At 73.2% G+C, this 19,574-nt stretch carries 14 protein-coding genes and 1 pseudogene; 5 read left to right on the forward strand and 10 right to left on the reverse strand.

Annotation, left to right across the window (positions count from 1 at the left end):
- Nucleotides 1-268: 268 nt before the first annotated feature.
- The gene (locus C1I93_RS16170) at nt 269-499 is read left to right on the forward strand and encodes a GntR family transcriptional regulator (RefSeq protein WP_111244122.1); all 231 of its coding nucleotides are present in this window, start codon (nt 269-271) and stop codon (nt 497-499) included.
- A gap of 125 nt (nt 500-624) precedes the next feature.
- Here the strand turns inward: C1I93_RS16170 and C1I93_RS16175 are convergent, their stop codons facing one another.
- The 3 genes from C1I93_RS16175 to lpdA form a co-directional block, all read right to left on the reverse strand.
- The gene (locus C1I93_RS16175) at nt 625-1,956 is read right to left on the reverse strand and encodes a low temperature requirement protein A (RefSeq protein ID WP_111244123.1); all 1,332 of its coding nucleotides are present in this window, start codon (nt 1,954-1,956) and stop codon (nt 625-627) included.
- Nucleotides 1,957-2,133: 177 nt separating this feature from the next.
- Complete coding sequence (sucB, locus tag C1I93_RS16180) at nt 2,134-3,948, reverse strand: 2-oxoglutarate dehydrogenase, E2 component, dihydrolipoamide succinyltransferase (RefSeq protein WP_111244124.1); 1,815 nt, start codon at nt 3,946-3,948, stop codon at nt 2,134-2,136.
- 72 nt (nt 3,949-4,020) lie between these two features.
- A complete protein-coding gene (gene lpdA, locus C1I93_RS16185) occupies nt 4,021-5,412 on the reverse strand; it encodes a dihydrolipoyl dehydrogenase (RefSeq protein WP_111244125.1) in 1,392 nt (463 codons plus the stop codon).
- A 179-nt stretch (nt 5,413-5,591) separates the two neighbouring features.
- On the opposite strand from lpdA, the gene C1I93_RS16190 reads away from it, so the two are divergent.
- Entirely contained in the window at nt 5,592-5,921 is a 330-nt protein-coding gene (locus C1I93_RS16190) for a hypothetical protein (RefSeq protein WP_111244126.1), read from the forward strand.
- Between the two features lie 110 nt (nt 5,922-6,031).
- On the opposite strand, the gene C1I93_RS16195 is transcribed toward C1I93_RS16190, so the two are convergent.
- Nucleotides 6,032-7,603 carry a leucyl aminopeptidase gene (locus tag C1I93_RS16195; protein WP_111244127.1) on the reverse strand — a complete coding sequence of 524 codons (1,572 nt, stop codon included), beginning with the start codon at nt 7,601-7,603 and terminating at the stop codon, nt 6,032-6,034.
- 162 nt (nt 7,604-7,765) lie between these two features.
- Here C1I93_RS16195 and gcvT point away from each other — a divergent pair, with 162 nt between their 5' ends.
- Nucleotides 7,766-8,902: a glycine cleavage system aminomethyltransferase GcvT gene (gene gcvT, locus C1I93_RS16200; protein ID WP_111244134.1), complete on the forward strand. Its 1,137-nt coding sequence runs from the start codon at nt 7,766-7,768 to the stop codon at nt 8,900-8,902.
- A 75-nt stretch (nt 8,903-8,977) separates the two neighbouring features.
- Here gcvT and C1I93_RS16205 read toward each other — a convergent pair whose 3' ends face one another.
- The 4 genes from C1I93_RS16205 to C1I93_RS16220 all read right to left on the reverse strand — a co-directional run bounded on the left by C1I93_RS16205 (nt 8,978) and on the right by C1I93_RS16220 (nt 13,405).
- The gene (locus C1I93_RS16205) at nt 8,978-10,273 is read right to left on the reverse strand and encodes a DUF2314 domain-containing protein (RefSeq protein ID WP_111244128.1); all 1,296 of its coding nucleotides are present in this window, start codon (nt 10,271-10,273) and stop codon (nt 8,978-8,980) included.
- A gap of 67 nt (nt 10,274-10,340) precedes the next feature.
- The gene (locus tag C1I93_RS16210) at nt 10,341-11,114 is read right to left on the reverse strand and encodes an adenosylcobinamide-GDP ribazoletransferase (RefSeq protein ID WP_111244129.1); all 774 of its coding nucleotides are present in this window, start codon (nt 11,112-11,114) and stop codon (nt 10,341-10,343) included.
- On the reverse strand, nt 11,104-13,125 hold the full coding sequence (locus C1I93_RS16215) for a bifunctional adenosylcobinamide kinase/adenosylcobinamide-phosphate guanylyltransferase (protein WP_111244130.1): 2,022 nt from the start codon (nt 13,123-13,125) through the stop codon (nt 11,104-11,106). Before C1I93_RS16215 ends, C1I93_RS16210 begins: the two co-directional genes overlap by 11 nt.
- Before the next feature lie 73 nt (nt 13,126-13,198).
- Nucleotides 13,199-13,405: a hypothetical protein gene (locus tag C1I93_RS16220; protein ID WP_111244135.1), complete on the reverse strand. Its 207-nt coding sequence runs from the start codon at nt 13,403-13,405 to the stop codon at nt 13,199-13,201.
- 165 nt (nt 13,406-13,570) lie between these two features.
- Here C1I93_RS16220 and C1I93_RS16225 point away from each other — a divergent pair, with 165 nt between their 5' ends.
- Nucleotides 13,571-13,771 carry a hypothetical protein gene (locus tag C1I93_RS16225; RefSeq protein ID WP_111244131.1) on the forward strand — a complete coding sequence of 67 codons (201 nt, stop codon included), beginning with the start codon at nt 13,571-13,573 and terminating at the stop codon, nt 13,769-13,771.
- A complete protein-coding gene (locus tag C1I93_RS16230) occupies nt 13,771-14,562 on the forward strand; it encodes a site-2 protease family protein (protein WP_111244132.1) in 792 nt (263 codons plus the stop codon). The genes C1I93_RS16225 and C1I93_RS16230 overlap by 1 nt, the downstream gene beginning before the upstream one ends.
- Nucleotides 14,563-14,632: 70 nt before the next feature.
- On the opposite strand, the gene C1I93_RS16235 is transcribed toward C1I93_RS16230, so the two are convergent.
- Together C1I93_RS16235 and C1I93_RS33285 are read right to left on the reverse strand one after the other, a co-directional pair.
- Nucleotides 14,633-15,631: an aldo/keto reductase family protein gene (locus tag C1I93_RS16235; RefSeq protein ID WP_111244133.1), complete on the reverse strand. Its 999-nt coding sequence runs from the start codon at nt 15,629-15,631 to the stop codon at nt 14,633-14,635.
- Between the two features lie 116 nt (nt 15,632-15,747).
- Nucleotides 15,748-17,052: pseudogene (locus tag C1I93_RS33285) on the reverse strand (WG repeat-containing protein); the annotation flags it as partial.
- Nucleotides 17,053-19,574 lie beyond the last annotated feature (2,522 nt).

Here is a 19,574-nt window from a genome sequence, read left to right on the forward strand (position 1 = left end):
GTGTGGTGCCGGCCGGAGCCCGGCACCCGCCCCGGGCCTGCTGGTGGTCCCGCCCGGGATACGGGCGTGGGTGGTGGCCCGACCGACCCACGGGGGAAGAGGGTCGGCCGGGCAGTCCTGCGCAGGACGACCAGCTCCGGGGCTTGCAGACCAGGGAGCCGGTCGCTCCGAACTTTGTCAGACTGGACTGATAAAGTCAACGGACTAGTTCGTACTTGTCTTGCAAAGTTCTCTGTGATCAAATGGCGGTGCAGACCAGGGAGTCAACATGCCCGCCAAACCCAAGTGGGCGCAGCTCGCGGACCATATCCGAGAGCAAATCGCGTCCGGAGAACTCGCACCCGGCGACAAACTGCCGTCCACGGCTCAACTTCGCGAGCAGCATGGCGTGTCGGTGGGTGTCGTCCGCCAAGCCATCCTCGTGCTCCAGACCCAGGGTCTCGTGGAGGGTGTGCACGGGCTCGGCGTGTTCGTCGCCGAGCACCCAGCGCCGAGCTGACGCGAATGATCCACACAGTTTCGGGGAAGTTGCTGCCTCCGCCGCAGGCTGACCCAGCAACTTCCCCGAAACTGTGCGACCTGCCCGGTGGGGGCTGAAGCCGGGAGGAGGATCGTGGGTTCACGTCAGGATGTCGGCTCGGGTGGGTTGTCGCGCCAGCGGGCGCGGTAGGCGGCCTCGCTGGCCTCATGGCTGACGCGTTCGGCGAAGACCATCGCGCGCAGCGCCTGCCGAGCCTCGGACATCAGCACCACCTCGGCGGTGACCAGGCCGACGCAGATCGCGGTCAGCAGCCCGAAGGCGGCCAGGCCGGGCAGGAGCATGGCCGGCAGGATGGCGACCGCGAGCACGCCGAGCGTGCCGAGCCGCAGCCAGGCGAGCGTCCGCAGCGTGCGCAGCTGGAACAGCATGTTCCCGGCCAGGTAGCAGATCACCCCGCCGAACAGCAGCGGCACGTCCGGTCCGTGCGCCGGCGTGCCGACCGGCACGCCCGGTTCGGCGATGTCGTACATGATGCCCTCGGCGCCGAGGGCGAAGAGCATGATCCCGGCGATCATCGGCAGGTGCAGGTAGGCGTACGCGTCCCGGGCCATCCGCACCCGGGCGCGGCCCTGGCTGGCGTGCAGGGCGATCCGGGCGGCCGGGCCGATCACGTCGTAGTGCGCCCACCAGAGCGCGGCGGTGAAGACGATGCCGAACACGGCACCGGTCATGCCCGGCCAGGTCGGCGGCTGGCCGATGAGATTGCTGCCCAGGCCGACCGAGATCACCGACTCGCCCAGCGCGATGATCAGGATCAGGTCGTACCGTTCGGTCCAGTGCTCCGCCGAGGTCACCTCCCAGCCCCAGGTGTTGGCGAGCATCCCGGTGCCGTACTGGAGGAGCACGACGGTCACCCACAACGCGTCCCGGATCAGCGCGTCCTTGCCGATGCCGGGAAGGTACAAGGGCAGCAGCGCGGCGGCGAGCAGCAGGATGGTGCTCAGCGTCAGCTCGGGTGCGTACCGGAGCAGTTGCCGGCGTTCCCTCGGGTTGTCGCGGACGACGCGGAGGAACAGGAGCAGGTGTACGGCCCGGATGACCACGTAGCTGACCGCCACCACGATCGGTCCGGCGACGCCGCTCCCGTTCGGGTCCCCGAACGCGCGGGGCAGGGCCACCGCGAAGCAGAAGAGCGCGGCCATCCCGGCGACCATCAGCACCGGCACGTAGCCCTCGCCGATCCGGATCCGGGTGGCCACCACCGTGTGCACCACCCAGCACCACCAGAGCACGGCGAGCACGAGCAGGGCGTGCAGCAGCCCTCGGCCGCTGATGTCGGTGGCGGTGGCCCGGGTGATGTTGAAGAACGAGAAGACGAAGACCAGGTCGAAGAAGATCTCGAACCGGTCGACCCGGGCACCCGGCGCCACCCCGACGGCCGGCCCCAGCCGCCCACGCCAGCCCTTGTCTCCCACGCCCTGAGTCTGGCAACCCCCTGACCAGGCCGAACACGATTTACCCACCCCGCCTGGCGGATCGTGTCGCGCAGCCGCCCCCGGGGGGCCGTGCTCCCGTACCAAGATCTGCTGCGGAAAAGCGGAAGGCGCCCCGGTCGGTGTGACCGGGGCGCCCTCGCGCGGGTGATGCCTGTGCTACAGGCCCAGCTCGGCCTCGAAGTTGCCGGCCTCCAGCCGCTCCTTGACCGCGCTCAGGAAGCGGGCGGCGTCGGCGCCGTCGATCAGGCGGTGGTCGTACGACATGGCCAGGTAGACCATCTGGCGTACGGCGATCACCTCGCCCAACTCCGGGTCGTTCACCACGACCGGGCGCTTGACCACGGCACCCGTGCCGAGCATCGCCGACTGCGGGGTCGGCACGATCGGGGTGTCGAAGAGCGCGCCCCGGCTGCCGGTGTTGGTGAGCGTGAAGGTCGCGCCGGCGATCTCGTCCGGGCTGATCTTGTTGGTCCGGGTGCGCTCGGCCAGGTCGGCGACGCGCTTGGCGATGCCGCCCAGGTTGAGGTCACCGGCGTTGTGGATGACCGGCACCAGCAGCCCGCGCTCGGTGTCCACCGCGATGCCCAGGTTCTCGGCGTCCGGGTAGGTGATCGTCCCGGCGTCGAGGTCCATGCTGGCGTTGACGATCGGGTACGTCTGAAGTGCCTCGATGGCGGCCAGCGCGAAGAACGGCAGGAACGACAGCTTGACGCCGTGCCGCGCCAGGAACGACTCCTTGGCCTGCGCCCGCAGCTTGGCGACCTTGGTGACGTCCACCTCGACGACAGTGGTCAGCTGCGCCGTCTCCTGCAGCGACTGGTGCATCCGCTTGGCGATGGCGGCGCGGATGCGGGGCAGCTTCTCGGTGGTGCCGCGCTTGGTGCTCGGCTGCGGCTTGGCGGCCGGCTTGGCCGGGGCGGCCGGGGCCGACGGCTGTGCCGGGGCCGGGGCGGCCTTGGCGGCGCGGGCCTTCTCCGCCGCCTCCAGCACGTCCTGCTTGCGGATCCGACCACCGACGCCGGTGCCGTTGACCGAGGCCAGGTCCACGCCGTGCTCGCCGGCGAGCTTGCGGACCAGCGGGGTGACGTACCCGGCGGCCTCGCCGTTGGCGCTGGGTGCGGCGGCCTTCGGCGCGGTCGGGGCCGGGGGAGTGGCGGCCTGCTCGGCCTTGGCCGGCTCCGACGCGGTCTCGGCCTCCGCGGCCGGCTCGTTGTAGGACAGACCCGGCGTCGGCTCGGACACCTCGGGCTTCGGCTCGGCCTTCGGCTCCGGCTTGGCCTCCGCCTGCGGCTTGGCTTCCGGCTGCGCCTCGGCCGGGGCGGCACCGGCGGCACCGATCACGGCCAGGGTGGCGCCCACGTCGGCGGTCTCGTCCTCGGCGACCTTGATCTCCAGGAGGGTGCCGGCGACCGGCGAGGGGATCTCGGTGTCGACCTTGTCGGTGGAGACCTCCAGCAGCGGCTCGTCCACCTCGACGGTGTCGCCGACCTGCTTGAGCCAGCGGGTGACCGTACCCTCGGTGACGCTCTCGCCGAGGGCCGGCAGCTGCACCGGGGTGCCCTCACCCGACGCAGCGGCGGCCTGGGCCGGCTGCTCGGCCGGCTCCTGGACGGCCGGCTGCTCCGCCTCGGCCTGCGGCTGCGCGGCGGCCTCGGCGGCCTGCTCGGCCGGGGGCTCCTGCGCGGCGGGGGCCTCCTGCTGCTGCCCGCCGGCCCCGCCGCCGGCCGACTCGCCCTCGCCGGAGATCACCGCCAGCTCGCTGCCGACCTCGGCCGTCTCGTCCTCGCCCACCACGATCCGGGTCAGCACGCCGGCCGCGGGGGACGGGATCTCGGTGTCGACCTTGTCCGTGGACACCTCCAGCAGCGGCTCGTCGACCTCGACGGTGTCGCCCTCCTGCTTGAGCCAGCGCGTGACGGTGCCCTCGGTGACGCTCTCGCCGAGCCGGGGCATGGTGACCGATACCGGCATGTTCTCCAGACTCCTTCGTTTCCCTGGTGGGGGGATCATCGCCCGTCGCCGGACGCCGCGGTTACGTCGTGGTCAGGCGTGCGCGTGCAGCGGCTTGCCGGCGAGGGCCAGGTGCGCCTCGCCCAGGGCTTCGTTCTGCGTCGGGTGGGCGTGCACGAGCTGTGCCACCTCACCCGGGTACGCCTCCCAGTTGTAGATCAGCTGCGCCTCGCCGACCAGCTCGCCGACCCGGGCGCCGACCATGTGCACGCCGACCACCGGGCCGTCCTCTACCCGGACCAGCTTCACGAAGCCCGCCGTCTTGAGGATCTGGCTCTTGCCGTTGCCGCCGAGGTTGTAGTTGTAAGTCTTGATCTTGTCAGCACCGTACTGCTCCTTGGCCTTCGCCTCGGTGAGGCCGACCGAGGCCAGCTCCGGGTCGCAGTAGGTGACCCGGGGGATGCCCGCCTCGTCGATCACCGCCGGGTTCTGGCCCGCGATCTCCTCGGCGACGAAGATGCCCTGCTGGAAGCCGCGGTGAGCGAGCTGGAGGCCGGGCACGATGTCGCCGACCGCGTAGACGTTCGGCACGTTGGTGCGCAGCCGCTCGTCGGTGAGCACGTAGCCCCGGTCGGTCTTGACGCCCTGCTCCTCGTACCCGAGGTTGGCGGTGTTCGGGCCCCGGCCGACCGCGACCAGCAGCAGCTCGGCCTCGACGGTGTCGCCGCCGGCGATGGTCACCTTGACGCCGTTGTCGGTCTTCTCGACCTTCTCGAACGGCTTGCCGACCTTGAAGTTGATCTTCCGCTTGCGGAATGCCCGCTCCAGCGCCTTCGACGACTCCTCGTCCTCGGCGGCGACCAGTCGGGGCAGCGCCTCGACGATCGTCACATCCACCCCGAAGGACTTCCACACGCTGGCGAACTCGACGCCGATCACCCCGCCGCCGAGCACGATCGCCGAGGCGGGGACGCGGTCCAGGACCAGCGCGTGGTCGCTGGTGATCACCCGCTCGCCGTCGATCTCCAGGCCGGGCAGGCTCTTGGCGTACGAGCCGGAGGCCAGCACGATGTTGCGGCCGGTGTACCGCTTGCCGTCGACCTCGACCGCGTTCGGCCCGACCAGCTTGCCGTGCCCCTCGACGATGGTGATCGACTTGTTGCCCTTGAGCATGCCCTGCAGACCCTTGTAGAGCCGGGAGATCACACCGTCCTTGTACGCGTTCACCCCGGCCATGTCGACGCCGACCAGCTCGGCCTTGATGCCGAACTGCTCCGACTCGCGGGTCTGGTCGGCGATCTCGGCGGCGTGCAGCAGCGCCTTGGTGGGGATGCAGCCGTTGTGCAGACAGGTGCCGCCGAGCTTGCCCTTCTCGACCAGCGCGACGGTCAGGCCCAACTGGACGGCGCGCAGCGCGGTCGCGTAACCGCCGCTACCACCTCCGAGGATGACGATGTCGAAGGTTGCGTCGTTCGGCTCGCTCACGTCCAACTCCCAGGTCGCTTCGCTGCATCGGGGGTCACGGTGGGATAACAGGAACACACCCCACCTCGGCCATCTTGTCACCACCGCGCCGAAGCCGCGTACCGAGGTGCCCAACGACACGTTGCCGCCCGTACCCTTGGCGGTGCCTTCGATGACGGACGGGTGGAGGAGACGGCTCAGTGGGACTGTTCCGGCGACGTAAGCAGGCACGCACGGCCGACCCCGACCGTACGGCTCATCGCGCCGACCTGGAGCACCTGGAGAACTTCGTCCGGACCAGAAAGGGCGTCGAGGCGTACATCGAGCCGCGGACCACTGTCACCGAGACCACCGTCATCCTGATCGCCGACGACGGCGAGTGGACCCGGCGCCGCATCGACGGGCCGGACGGCGCGCGGCGGTTCGCGTACCGGGTCAGCATCCCGGTGTACGACGTGGCGCTGATGGGCTATCCGCAGCGCATGCGCGACTACAACGAGCGCCGCAAGCGCCGCCCCGAACTCTACTGACCCGCGCCGCCTCGCGCGGTGCTGGCGAGCGCCGCGCCGCGCTGAGGTGAGGTGTTAATAGGGGCCCCCTGCTATGCACCAGGCGTTAGCAGGGGGCCCCTCCTTACACCTCAGCCGTGGGTGGCGATGTCGTCGATCAGGTGCAGCAGGGTGCGGACCGGTACGCCGGTGCCGCCCTTGGTCCAGTAACCGGTCGCCTCACCGGTGTGGTACGACGGGCCGGCGATGTCGATGTGCGCCCAGTCGACCTCGTCGGTGACGAACTCGCGCAGGAACACCCCGCCCTGGAGCATGTGACCGGCGCGGTCCATGCCGGCGTTGACCTGGGAGATGTCGGCGACCTCGGAGTCCATGCCCTTGCGTACGTCGTCCGGCAGCGGCATCGGCCAGGCCGGCTCGCCGACCGCGTCGCCGGCGGTCTGGACCCGCTCGCACAGCTCGGTGGAGCCCATCACGCCGGAGATCCGCTTGCCGAGCGCGACCACCTGACCGCCGGTCAGGGTGGAGGTCTCGAACAGGTAGTCGCAGCCGTCCTCGCAGGCGCGGGCGATCGCGTCGGCGAGGATCATCCGCCCCTCGGCGTCGGTGTTGAGTACCTCGACCTTCTTGCCGTTGTACATGGTGATCACGTCGCCGGGCCGGTACGAGCTGCCCGAGGGCATGTTCTCCGCCATCGGCACGTACGCGGTCACCGCCACCGACGGCTTCAGCTCGGCCACGGCCAGCATGGTGGCCGCCACCGCCGCCGCGCCGGCCATGTCGGACTTCATCTCCCACATGCCCTGGGCCGGCTTGATCGAGACACCGCCGGTGTCGAAGGTGATGCCCTTGCCGACGAGCGCCACCCGCTTGCCGGTGCCACCACCGTCGGGCGTGTAGGTCAGCTTCACCAGGCGCGGCGGGGCCTCCGAGCCCTGCCCGACCGCGATGATCCCGCCGTACCCGCCCTCGCGCAGGGCGACCTCGTCGAGCACCTCGACGCCGAGACCGGCGGCCCGTGCCGCCTCGGCGACCGAGTCGGCGAAGGCCGGCGGACGCAGCTCGTTGGGGGCGATGTTCACCCAGTCCCGGGTACGCCGTACCGCGGCGGCCACCGCCGTCGCCCGGGAGATCTCGGCCTGCGTGGCCGCGTCACCGGCGTCCGGCACGGCCACCAGCACCTCGGCCACCGGCTCCCGCCGGCTCGGCTGCGGCCGGGTCTTGTAGCCGGCGAACCGGTAGCCGCCCAGCAGTGCCCCCTCGGCGACCGCCCGCACCGCAGCGGTGGCGTCGGCGTCGTCGGGCAGCGGCAGCGCGAGGGCCACCCGAGGGGCGCCGGCCAGGGCCCGCACGGCGGCCCCCGCGGCCCGCCGTAGGGTCTCCGGCTCCGGTGCCGCGCCACGCGGTTCCGCGCCCAGGCCGACCACGGCGATGATCGGGGCGGTCACGGTGCCCAGGGTGGCCAACTTGGTCACTTCGCCGGGACCGCCGGTCGCGCCGAGCAGCGCCAGGGTCTCGGTCAGCTTGCCGTCGAACGCGGCGGCGATGCTCTCCGCGCCGGTGGCGAGCAGCAGGGTGCCGGCGAGGCCGCTGGTGGCGTCCTGCTCGCTGGTCGTACTGTGCACGCCGATCACGATCGCGTCGACGGCGAGTTCGGCGGGGTCGGTGTCGACCAGGCTCAGGGTGGTGCTGGGCGATGTCACGGAAGCTGCTCCCGGGCGGGCCGGGCCGGTCGCGGGTGGCGTACCGGCGGTCGAGTTCGCCGACGGATGTTTATCCGTCGGACGTCGGTGCTGGCCCTCCGGCTCATCCGGCGGGCCCCGCCGATGCTAACCAGCCCCGCCGGTCCCGGTAAGTTGCGACCCATGACCGACGTGACCACCGACGCCGCCGGGACCCGGCTGCGTCGTTCTCCGCTGGCGGGGCGGCACACCGCCCTCGGCGCCAAGTTCGCCCCGTTCGGCGGCTGGGAGATGCCGCTGGAGTACGCCGGCGGCGGGGTGCTGCGGGAGCACACCGCGGTGCGTACCGGCGTCGGCGTGTTCGACGTGTCGCACCTGGGCAAGGTGCGGGTGACCGGGCCGGGGGCGGTGGCCTTCCTCAACGCCTGCCTCAGCAACGACCTGGACCGGATCGGGTCGGGTCGGGCGCAGTACACCCTCTGCTGCGACGACGCCACCGGCGGCGTGGTGGACGACCTGATCGCCTACCGGTACGCCGACGACCACGTCTTCCTCATCCCGAACGCGGCGAACACCGCCGAGGTGGTGCGCCGGCTGCGGGCCGCCGCGCCGCCGCAGGTCACGGTCACCGACGAGCATCAGGCGTACGCCGTGCTGGCGGTGCAGGGGCCGGGTTCGGCGGAGCTGCTGGGCGGACTGGGTCTGCCCACCGGGCACGACTACATGAGTTTCTCGGCAGCCACCCTCGACGGCGTGGAGCTGACCGTCTGCCGCACCGGTTACACCGGCGAGCTGGGCTACGAACTGGTCGTCCCGGCCGGCGACGCGGTCGCGGTCTGGGACGTGTTGTTCGCCGCCGAGCCGGCGCCGCAGGCGTGCGGCCTGGCTGCCCGGGACACGCTGCGCACCGAGATGGGCTACCCGCTGCACGGGCAGGACCTGTCGATGGAGATCACTCCGGTGCAGGCCCGATCGGGCTGGGCGGTGGGCTGGGACAAGCCGGCGTTCTGGGGGCGCGACGCGCTGCTCGCGGAGAAGGCCGCCGGTCCGGCGCGTACGCTGCGCGGCCTGGAAGCCGTCGAGCGGGCCATTCCCCGCCCCGGCATGGCGGTGTTCCACGGTGACACCCGGGTCGGCACCGTGACCAGCGGCACCTTCAGCCCCACGAAGAAGCAGGGCATCGCCCTGGCCCTCATCGACACCACCCCGAGCCCTCTCCCCGACGGCACCGAGCTGCACCTGGACCTCCGCGGCCGCCGAGCCCCCGTCCGCCTGACCCGTCCCCCCTTCGTCCACCCCTCCGTCAAAACCAGCAGTTGATTATGAAGTTGTTGTCACGCCACGCCGCGCGGGGTGACAACAACTTCATGATCAATCAGGGTGTCGGCGGAGGGATCAGGCCGGGCGGTCGGAGGGGTTGCCGGCGTCTAGGACGGCCTGGGTCCAGCCGCCCTCGGTGACGCCGGTTCCGTCGAGAACGGCCCAGTCGACGACATCGGTGGTCTCGATCACCACAGGGGAGCCGATGCGTACGGTGGGATCGGTGTTGGCGTCGCTGGCGCTCGCGCCGGTGATCCGTTCCGGGGTGTCCCAGGTGAGCACGGTCGCCCAGACGTACTCGGGGCCGTCGTCGCCGGGCAACCCGTACTTGACCACCAACTGGGTCTCCGGCGGCAGGTGTCCGGTGCGGAAACGGGCGCGGATGTCACCGAGACCGGCGCGGGCGGTGGCGACCGCCCGGCTCATCGCGTCACCCGAGCGGGCGTAACGCACGTCGGGCTGGATGCCGGCGAAGAGGGTGGCGCAGGCGGTGGCGAAATAGCGCCCGGCCGGGCCGGGATGCCCAGCGGGCGGACGCAGGCTGAGGAACGAGTCGGCCTCCGGGTCGGTGGCCGGGTCCAGCTCCAGCCGCAGCAGCACCGGCGGGGTCGCGCCGTGTTGCTCCGGATTTCCGTACGCCACCGCGATGTCGTGCCCCGTCACCGTGGCCAGCACCGGCAGCTGCACGAAGGCCGGCACCTCGTCACCGGCCAACCCGTCGGTCCAGTCCCGCAGCAGCCGCCGGGCGGCACCCGTCATCACCGCGCCCCACGCCCGGGTCAGGTGGTCCGGCACCCCCTGGGTCTGCAACTCCAGCAGACCGAAACGACGCAGCCCCTTCGTGGTGAACCAGAGCCCCTCGGCGTCCGACGAGTACGGCACCAGGATCCAGTCGACCAGCCGCACCCGGCCCTGCGCGTCCGGCAGCGACCGCAACGCCGCACCCGGATCCAGGAACTGCAACCCGAAGACGTCGACCACGTCGCCGCCCACCGCCTCGGCCACCGCCGCCGCCACCGCGCGGGCCGCCCACTCGTGCGCCGGTGGCCAGCCCGGCCGGTACTCGGCCTGCACCACCACCAGGTGGCTTGCGTCGGCCAGCCGGTCCAACTGCGCCTCCTGGGCACCGAAGGCGGTGAGCAGATCCGGTGGCAGCGCGGGAAACTCGCCGATCGGGCGGACGTCGACGCTCATCAACGGGCTGTCCAGCATCTGCCGGGCCAGCCCGTGCACCGGCTCGGCCAGCCGGCCGGCCAGCCCGCGTACCGCCGTCCGGGCGCTGACCGCCGGCAGTCCCGCCGTCGGCACCAGGTAGGTCGCGCTGAGCGACTCCGGGACCGGTACGGGCAGGAAGTCGTCGGTGATGAGCATGTCGTCCCCTGGGGTGCCGCGGGCGGTGCTGTCGTGGGAGAACGCTACCCGCCACTGGCGGCCCCGCTCAGCCGGACAGCAGCAGTCCCAGGTAGACGAGTGTGGTGACCACCTCGACGGTGGCACCGAGCACGTCACCGGTGATCCCGCCGAGGCGGCGTACCGTGTGCCGCAGCAGCCCGGCCGCGACGGCGAGCGCGGCGAGCACGGCCAGCGGCCCCTGCCAGGGGCGGCCCGGCACCGTCGCGATCGCCGGCAGGGCGACGGCGGCCGTCCCGGCGATCAGCGCGACCGGCCCGACGGTGCTGGCCACCAGCGCGCCGAGCCCGTCCGGTCGAGCCGGCGGGACACCCCGCCGGCAGGCAAACGTCACCCCGAGCCGGCCGGCTGCGGTGGCCGTCACGACCGCTGCGAGCACCACCGGCCAGGACCGGGCGGCCAGCTCGGCCAGCGCCGCGGCCTGCACCAGCAGGACCAGCACCAGCGCGACCACACCGAACGGGCCGACGTCCGGCTTCTTCATGATCTCCAACGCGGCCGGACCTCGCCGGTACGAGCCGAGCGCGTCCACGGTGTCGGCCAGCCCGTCCAGGTGCAGCCCCCGAGTGAGCAGGGCACCCACCCCGACGGTCACCCCGGCCGCGACAAGCGGCGTGGTGAGCGGGGCGAGCAGCAGCAACACCCCGGCCAGCGGTACGCCCAACAGCGCACCCACCACCGGGGCGAGCGCCATGGCGGTGCCGGCGGTGGCCCGATCGATCCGGCCGGCGTGCACCGGCGCGACAGTGAACGTGGTGAGCGCGAGCCGCGCCCCGGCGATGAGCCGGGGCTCAGCCGACACGCGTGCCGGTGGGATCCGCCGACCGGGCCGGCGAGGTGCTGGTCGGCCCGGGGCCCTCGGGTTCGGGTTCGCGGAAGTCGGGCTCGTCCTCCTCGGCCGGCTCCTGCGGCCCGGCGTCACCGTCGCCGGCTGGCGCGGCGTCGCCGTTGCCCGCCGGCTCGCCGCCACCGTTGCCGGCTGGCGCGGCGTCGCCGTTGCCCGCCGGCTCGCCGTCACCGTCCGTCGGCCCGGCCGGAGCCTCGGCCGACCCGGCGTCGGTGCTGCGCTCCGGGCGGATGGGCAGGTCGGCGGCGAGAGCCAGCGCCGAGCGCAGCAGCGGAAGCACGGTGAGCGCGTTCGCCCCCTCGCCGAGGCCGAGCCGCAGCTCGGTCAGGGCAGTCAGGCCGAGCACGTCGGCGGCGAGCCGGACCGCGGGGTCTCCGCCGTGGTCGGCCAGCAGGCACCAGTGCCGGGTCTGACCGGCCAGGTCCCGACTGACCAGGCAGGCGGCCACGCCGACCGGCCCGTCCAGCAGCACCGGGGTGCGGCGGGCGGTCGCGCCGAGCAGGATGCCGGTGGCGACGGCGATCTCGCCGCCGCCGAGCTGGGCCAGCACCTCCTTGGCGTCGCGGGAGCGGCGGCGGGTGCGGTGCAGCGCGTCCCGGACCGCCGCGCAGCGGGCCATCCAGGCCAGGTCGTCGATCCCACCGTTCTCGGTGACCACCCGGGCGAGCACCGCGGGCGGCTCGGCTCCGGCGGTGGCCGCGAGCACCGCCGCCGCCGCGGCCTCGGCACCGGCGCCGCACGCCGCCAGCACCAGCAGTTGTACGCCGGCGTCCGCGGCCTCCTCGGCCAGCCGCCAGCCGTAGCGCAGGGCGGACTCGACCTGCTCGGCGGTGAGCGCCGGCCCCTCCTCGATGGGCGCGGCGGCCGGGGCGTCGATCACCTGGAGGCCCGCGCCGTTCTCGGCGGCCAGCCGGGCGAGCACACCCTGACCGGCGGCGGCCTGACGGGCCCGGCGGGTCGACTCCCCGGGCAGCGTGCCGGCGGCGGCACCGCCGGTGTAATCGCCGTGCAGCAGCAGTACGCGCACCGACCGCCAGGTCGCCGGGGTCGAGGTGCCCTGGGTGGCGGCGGCGAACGAGACCACCTGCTCCAGGACGCCGAACCCGGTGACCGGCACGTCCAGGGTGGCCAACCGCGCCACGGCCTGCGGCCCGGCCTCGTCGTCCGGCATGGGCAGTTCCAAGCCGGGCTGGATGTCCGGTCCGCTCTCGGCGGACGCCGCCGCGCCGGCGGAGCCGATCACGGTGGGCGTGGTCTCGGTGGTGGGTAGCTCCGGCGTGCTCACCGGCGGGGAGACCGGCAGGGCGCCCGCGCTGTCGACCGGTGCGGCACCGGCGGAAGCGCCAGGCGTCGGGCGGCCCTGGGTGGGCACCGCCGTGGTGAGGGCGGTGGTGGGCGGGGAGCTGGCAGCCGGCGCGACCTCGGCCGGCTTCAGCCGGCACGGCTGGCCGGCGACCACCAGGATCACCGTGTCGCAGGCGTCGGCCACGGCCCGGTTGGCCGCGCCTAGCGCGTCGGTGAACGCCCGACCCAGCGGCGTGGTCGGCACCAGGGAGAGCCCGACCTCGGGGCTGACCAGCACCAGCCGGGCCGGGCAGGCGCGCACGGCGGCGGCCAGTTCGTCGATCGTGGCGGTGTCGTCGGCCGGCTGGTGCGCCGGGTCCAGCAACACGGTGACCCAGCCGCCCAGGTCGTCGACGAGCAGCGTCTCGCCCGGCCGGGCGGCGGCGATCACGTCGGCCAGCCGGCGCGGATCGGCGGCGGTCTCCTCGGTGCTCCAGGAGGCCGGCCGGCGGGCCCGATGGGCGGCCAGCCGGGCCGACCACTCCGGGTCGTCGCCCGCGCCGGCCGCGGTGGCCACATACCGGACCGAGGCCGCGTCGGCGACCAGGGACTCGGCGAACTCCGACTTGCCGGAGCGGATGCCGCCCAGCACCAGGACGCTGTTCCACCCGTCTAGGGACATGCCCGTACCTTACGGCCAGCCGGGTGCCGGTGGCACCGCAGGTACGCCCGCGCAGCCACCGCCCGGCGACGACTCACTGCTCCTCGGGGGCCCGATACATGTAGTCGTTGGGGTTGACGTCGGCAGGCTTCGGGTCCTCCTGCCAGGCGCCCTCGCCGGGGCGGGCCTGGAGCGCTTCGATCAGCTCCTCCCGATCCATGTCGCGGGCTCCCTCGATGCCGCCGCGTACCGCGATGTCGCGCAGCTCCGTGATGTCCATCTGCGGGATCGGTGTCGTCATCCTCGCCTCCTGTCCCAGATCACGTTCCTCCCGACACATACCCGGCGACACGAGGGTCAGTCGCGCTGCGCAGGGACCCGCTCTGGCCCGGTCGCCGCGCGCCCGGCCGACTACGCTGGCGGAGGTCCGTCCCACGGGACATCAACGGCGAGGGGAGACGCGCACATGGCGTGGAGCTGGCGGTACGAGGGCGCGAACGGCGAGCCGGCCGAGGGACCGGCCGAGTCGTTCGGCAGTCAGGCGGACGCCGAGTCCTGGATCGGCCAGACCTGGCGGGAGCTCGCGACGTCCGGCGTCACCTCGGTAGCGCTCGTCGAGGACGACCGGGTGGAGTACCGGATGAGCCTGCTGCCCGCGGCGGAGTGATGACGCCCCGGGACGCCGAGCCGCTGGTGCTCGGGGTGCCCCGGGCGGCGTTCCGGCCCAGCCCGGTCTTTCTCGCCCTGGTCGCGCTGCTGGTCACCAGTGCCGTGGTGACCTGGCACGGCATCGGCAACGTCCGGCTCGGGGTCTTCGGGTTCGTCGTCTCCGGCTGGCTGGTCTCGCTCTGCCTGCACGAGTACGCCCACGCCGTGGTGGCGTACCGGGCCGGTGACCGCAGCGTGGCCCATCGCGGCTATCTGACCCTCAACCCGCTGAAGTACAGCCACCCGCTGCTCTCCATCGCGCTGCCGGTGGCGGTGGTGCTGCTCGGCGGCATCGGTCTGCCCGGCGGTGCGGTCTGGGTGGACCGGCACGCGATTCCCGGGCGGCTGCGGCACACCCTGGTCAGCCTCGCCGGCCCGGTCACCAACGTGCTGTTCGCGCTGGTGCTGGTGGCGGTGCTGCGGATCGGCGCGCCCGGCGGCGGGCCGGTGGAGTTCTGGGCCGCGGTGGCCCTGCTCGCCTTCCTCCAGCTCACCGCCAGCCTGCTCAACCTGCTGCCGGTGCCGGGGCTGGACGGCGGCAACATGATCCAGCCGTGGCTGAACCCGCAGTGGCGGCGGATGTACGACCTGTTCGCGCCGTACGGCTTCATCCTGCTGTTCGCGTTGCTCTGGAACCCGCGCATCGGCGGCTGGTTCTTCGCCGCGGTCTTCGCGATCGGCGACCTGCTCGGCCTGCCACCCTGGCTCTACGCCGCCGGCCTGGACCTGATCCGGTTCTGGCAGGGCTGAGCCGGGCCCGGTCGGCGGCCACCGGTTGGCCCGGCCGGCGTCAATCTCGACGCCGGCCGGGTCGGCCGGGTCAGGGACGTTCGGCGGGGGATTCGGTACGCGCCGGGTCCCGCTCGGTCACCGGGTCGACGATCTCGTCGATCGCCTTGAGCAGAGCGGCGTCGAGCTTGACGCCTGCCGCCTTGACGTTGTCGTGCACCTGCTCGGGGCGGGTCGCGCCGACGATGGCCGAGGAGACGTTGGGGTTCTGCAGCACCCAGGCGATGGCGAGCTGGGCCATGCTCAGCCCGGCCTGGTCAGCCAGCGGCTTGAGCTGCTGCACCCGGGTCAGCACGTCGTCGTCGAGCCACTTGGCGATGAAACCGGCACCGGACTTCTCGTCGGTGGCCCGGGAACCGGCCGGCGGCGGCTGGCCGGGGAGGTACTTGCCGGAGAGCACACCCTGCGCCATCGGCGACCAGACGATCTGCCCGACGCCCAGCTCCTCACTGGTGGGCACGACCTCGCTCTCGATGATCCGCCACAGCATCGAGTACTGCGGCTGGTTGGAGACCAGCGGGATGTGCAGTTCCCGGGCGAGGGCGTGGGCCTCGCGGATCTGCGACGCCTTCCACTCGGAGACGCCGATGTAGTGCGCCTTGCCGGAGTGCACGACGTCGGCGAACGCCTCCATCGTCTCTTCCAGCGGGGTGTGGTAGTCGTACCGGTGGGCCTGGTAGAGGTCCACGTAGTCGGTCCGCAATCGGCGCAGCGAGCCGTTGATCGACTCCATGATGTGCTTGCGGGACAGGCCCCGGTCGTTGCGGCCGGGCCCGGTGGGCCAGTACACCTTGGTGAAGATCTCCAGGCCCTCGCGCCGCTCCTGCTCCAGCGCCCGGCCGAGCACGGCCTCGGCCCGGGTGCCGGCGTACGTGTCGGCGGTGTCGAAGGTGGTGATGCCGGCGTCCAGGGCGGCCCGGACACAGGCGAACGCCGCCTCCTCCTCGACCTGTGAACCGTGGGTGACCCAGTTGCCGTACGAGATTTCACTGACCAGCAGGCCGGAACGGCCAAGGTGTCGGAATTCCATTCCCTGACCCTAGCCCGCCCCGGATGCGTGCCGCCGATCGCGCCGGTGCCGCTCGGACCACCACGGGCCGCTGACGCCGCCCGTGGTGTTGCGGCACGGCGTGGTCGGCCGCCGGGTCAGAGCACCGGGCTCGCGTCGGTGAGCAGCGCCTCGATCTCCGCGATCACCTTGTCGGGATGGTGGAACACCGGATCGATCAACGGCCGGCCGCGCCGGTCGAGGGCACCCCAGCGACCACCACCGTTGGTGGCCAGGAAAGCCACCGGGTGAATGAACAGGGCCGGATGCGCGGGTGAGACGATCACCTGACCGGTGCGGTCCACCACGCCCTTGCGGCCGGCCAGGTCCACCACGGCCAGCCCCTCGTCGGTGAAACCGTCGATGTACCGGCCCCCGACGAGGGCGGTGTGGAAACCGTGGTAGCGGGTGGGCACCACGATCTGGCCGGTACGGTCCACGGCACCCCAGCCCTCCCGGCGGACAGCCGCGACACCCTTGCGGAACGGCCGCACCTCGGCGAATCCGGGTGGCACCACCACCTCGCCGGTGCTGTCGACGGCCAGCCAACCGCTCTCGTCCCGCACCACCCAGGCCAGTCCCTCGGAGAACGGTCGGGCCGCGAGGTAGCTCGGCTCGATCACCGTCTCGCCGGTCGGACCGATCAACGACCACCGGTCCGTCTGCGGGCCACGCACCCAGGCCAGACCCTCCGAGAAGGGCTGCGCCTCGGCGTACCGGGCCGGCACGACCAGGTCACCCTCACCGTCGGCGTAGCCCCACAGACCCTGACCGCCGTCGCGGGCCGGCACCGGGGAACGGTCCCGCTCCAACACCTCGTCCCAACCACGGGGGTACGGCCCGAAGCCGCGTTCGGCGGCCCGGGCGGCGAGCGCGTCCAACCCGACCCGGACCCGGGCGAGCAACTCCGGGTCGCCCTCGCCCCGCAGGTCGAGCGCCCGCTCGAAGTGGTGGCACGCCTCGATCAACCGCCCCTGGTCATAGCAGCTACGGGCGGCGTGCTCGTGCAGGGCGGCGCGCAGCCGATCAGGCAGCTCGGCCGAGTTCGCCTCCGCGAACAGCCGGTCGGCCTCGGCGAAATCGCCACGCCAGCGCAACACGTGCGCCAACCGCGCCTGGGCCAGCGCCGTCCGACGCAGTTCCCCGGTCGCCTCGGCGTAGGTCAACGCCATCCGGCCGTCGTCCAACGCCTCGTCAAGGTCACCGAGAACCCGCGAGACCACCGCCCGCAGGCTCAGCAAGCGCGCCCGGGACCGGTTGTCCAGAGCCGAGGCGAGCTTGTCGGTGAGCCGTTCCCGGATCGTACGCAACTCGTCCGGTTCGTCCGCGACCTCGCGCAACGTCGTCGGGTCGAGTTGCCAGCGGTAGCCCGCCAACACCTGCTCGGGATCGGCCGCTGGCTCCGGCACCACGGCCGCGCTCTCGTCCGCCGTTTCGTCCACCGGCTCCGACGCCGTTTCGTCCCCGGACTCGGAAATCGGCTCGTCCACCGGTTCGCTGTCCGCCACGGAGGTGAAGGCGGGCGGTGCGGAGACCGGCGGTGACGCGAGGTCGGCCAGCGGCGCAGGGTCGAACAGCGAGGCGGCGTTGGGCAGCGGCGCGAGGTCGGACAGTGGCGCGGCGTCGAACAGTGAGGCGGCCTCGGACAGTGGCGCGGCGTCGGGCAGTGGCGCGTCCGCGCTCGGCGGTGCAGGGGTCGGTGGTGAAGAGGCCGGTGGCACGAGGTCGGCCGCCGGTTCACCCACCACCGGTGGCGCGGAGACCGGCGCGGCGGAACGCGGCATGGCTGGCGGTGGTGCGGAGGCCGGCGCCCTGGTCTGCGGCGATGCGGACCCGGGGTGAACCGGTGACGTGGAGGTCGTGGACCCGGGTGGTGCCGGTGGTGCCGAGGTCGGGGCCACCGGTGTCGCCGGCCCCTCGTCGTCGGACCGGATCGGCGGTGCGTCCACCGGTTCGACCTTCGGCGGCGCTGGTTCGGCCTTCGCTGGGGTCGGGTCGGGCGCGGGTGAACCGAACCACGCCTGCGGGCCGGAGGAGGCGGACTGGACCGGCCCGGACTCGCTCGACGCCGAAGGTGGCGGAACGTACCGGGCCGGCTTCCGGGGGACCGGGCCGGCTGGTGCCGGCGGCGACGTCGGCTGCTCGCCACCCGCGTCGAACCGCTCCGGTGGCCGGTCCAGCCCGGCACGGGCGGCCGGAGCCGCCGGGGGGTTCGTCCCGCCGTCCCGGCCGGACGACGAACCACCCGAGGGCACCTGGTTACCGGTGTCGGCCGGCGGACGGACCGGCCCGGGAGCCGCCGGTCCGAAAGCCGCAGGCGCGGATACCGGCCGTGCGGTGCTGGGCGGCGCGGATACCTGTCGAGTGGTGTCGGGCGGTGCGGAGACGGGCCGGTACGAGGGCGGCGCGGAGGCGGGCCGCGCGGTGGTGGGCGGTGCGGAGACGGGCCGGTACGAGGGCGGCGCGGAGGCGGGCCGCGCGGTGATCGGTGGTGCGGATATGGGTGGTGCGGCGGCGACCGGCGGCGCCACAGGTGGCGGGGTGGCCACGACCGGCTGGTCGAGCAGAGGGGCGGGACGGACCTGGTGCCCCTGCAACGGGGCGGGACGCACCTGGTGCTGGTGCAGGGGGGCCGGTCGCACCGTGTCCCCGGTCGGTGCGGGTTCGGTGGAGGCTGCCGGACGGCGCGGATCGGCAGCGACGGGGCGATCCTGGTCGGCCCGCGCGGCGGGACGCCGGTCCAGGTCCGGCCCGGGTCCGTAGCCGCGTTCCTGAGCACTCGGGGCGGTCGCGTCCCGGCGGGCCACCTGCGGCCAGTCACGCTCAGGTGCGGGCGACGTCGGCCGGGCCCGCCCCGCCGCGGGGGAGACCGGCCGGTCGTAGACCGGTCCAGGAGAGACCGGCCGGTCGTACGCCGGCGCGGGGGAGACCGGGAGGTCGGGCACCACCGACAGGTGCGGTCGATTCGGGTGCGGCGGCTCGCGGTCGGGCGCGGGAGAGACGGGCCGGTCGAGGTCGGATCGCTGCGCGGCCGGCCGATCGGTCACGAACCGTTCGGGGCCGGGTGCGTCCGGTCGGAGTTCGTCGCGTCGGCCATGCTCCGGCGGCGGAGCGACCGGACGCTGGTACTCGCGATGGTCCCGGCCGGCGCTCGGCCGCAGTGGTCCCGGCTCAGGCCAGGGCAGGCCGCTGACCGGCGAACCGGCGTACGACTCCGGGTTCCGGCTGACGGGCTCCGGGCGGCCGGGCTCGAGCGACCGGTCGGGGCGGTCCCGCTCGTCGCGCGGCTCGTGGACCGGTTCCTCGTCGACATAACCGTCCGGGTAGGGGGCACTGTCCGGGTCCCCGACGCCGAACTCCTCCCGGTACCCGTCCACCCATAGGCCCTCGTCGTAGCTGGGCTCACCCGGGTGGCTGCTCCACTGGTAACGGGAACGCTGCGGCGTACCGTCGCCTGTGGACCGGCGGTTGTCGGTGCCGGCCGGCCGCTGCGGGGTGGCGGCCGGACGTCGCTGCTCGCCCGGTTCCGGCAACCACCCGTTCTCGGGGCCGCCGTCAGAGACGGGCGCGCCGCGGAACCGGTACTGGTCGCGGTCGGTCGGCTCGGCCCGACGCGGCCGCTGGGCGTAGCCGTCGGGCTCGCGTCGCTCCGGTCGGTCGGATCGGTCCGGTCGGTCGGATCGCTCCGGTCGGTCGAATCGGTCCGGTCGGTCGGGTCGGTCGGGTTCGCGGCGGGGGTAGCCGTCTGACTCGTGCCGGCCCCGCCGTGGCGGGTAGCGGTCGGGGTCGCGCCGGTCGGTGTCGCGTGCGGGGTAGCGATGGGGTTCGCGCGGGTCGGTGTCGCGGGCGGGAAAGCGGTCGGTGTCGCGGGCGGGGTAGCGGTCGGTGTCGCGGGCGGGGAAACGGTCGGCGTCACGTGCGGGAT

Source organism: Micromonospora endophytica (genome assembly GCF_003236305.1).
Taxonomy (GTDB): domain Bacteria; phylum Actinomycetota; class Actinomycetes; order Mycobacteriales; family Micromonosporaceae; genus Micromonospora; species Micromonospora endophytica.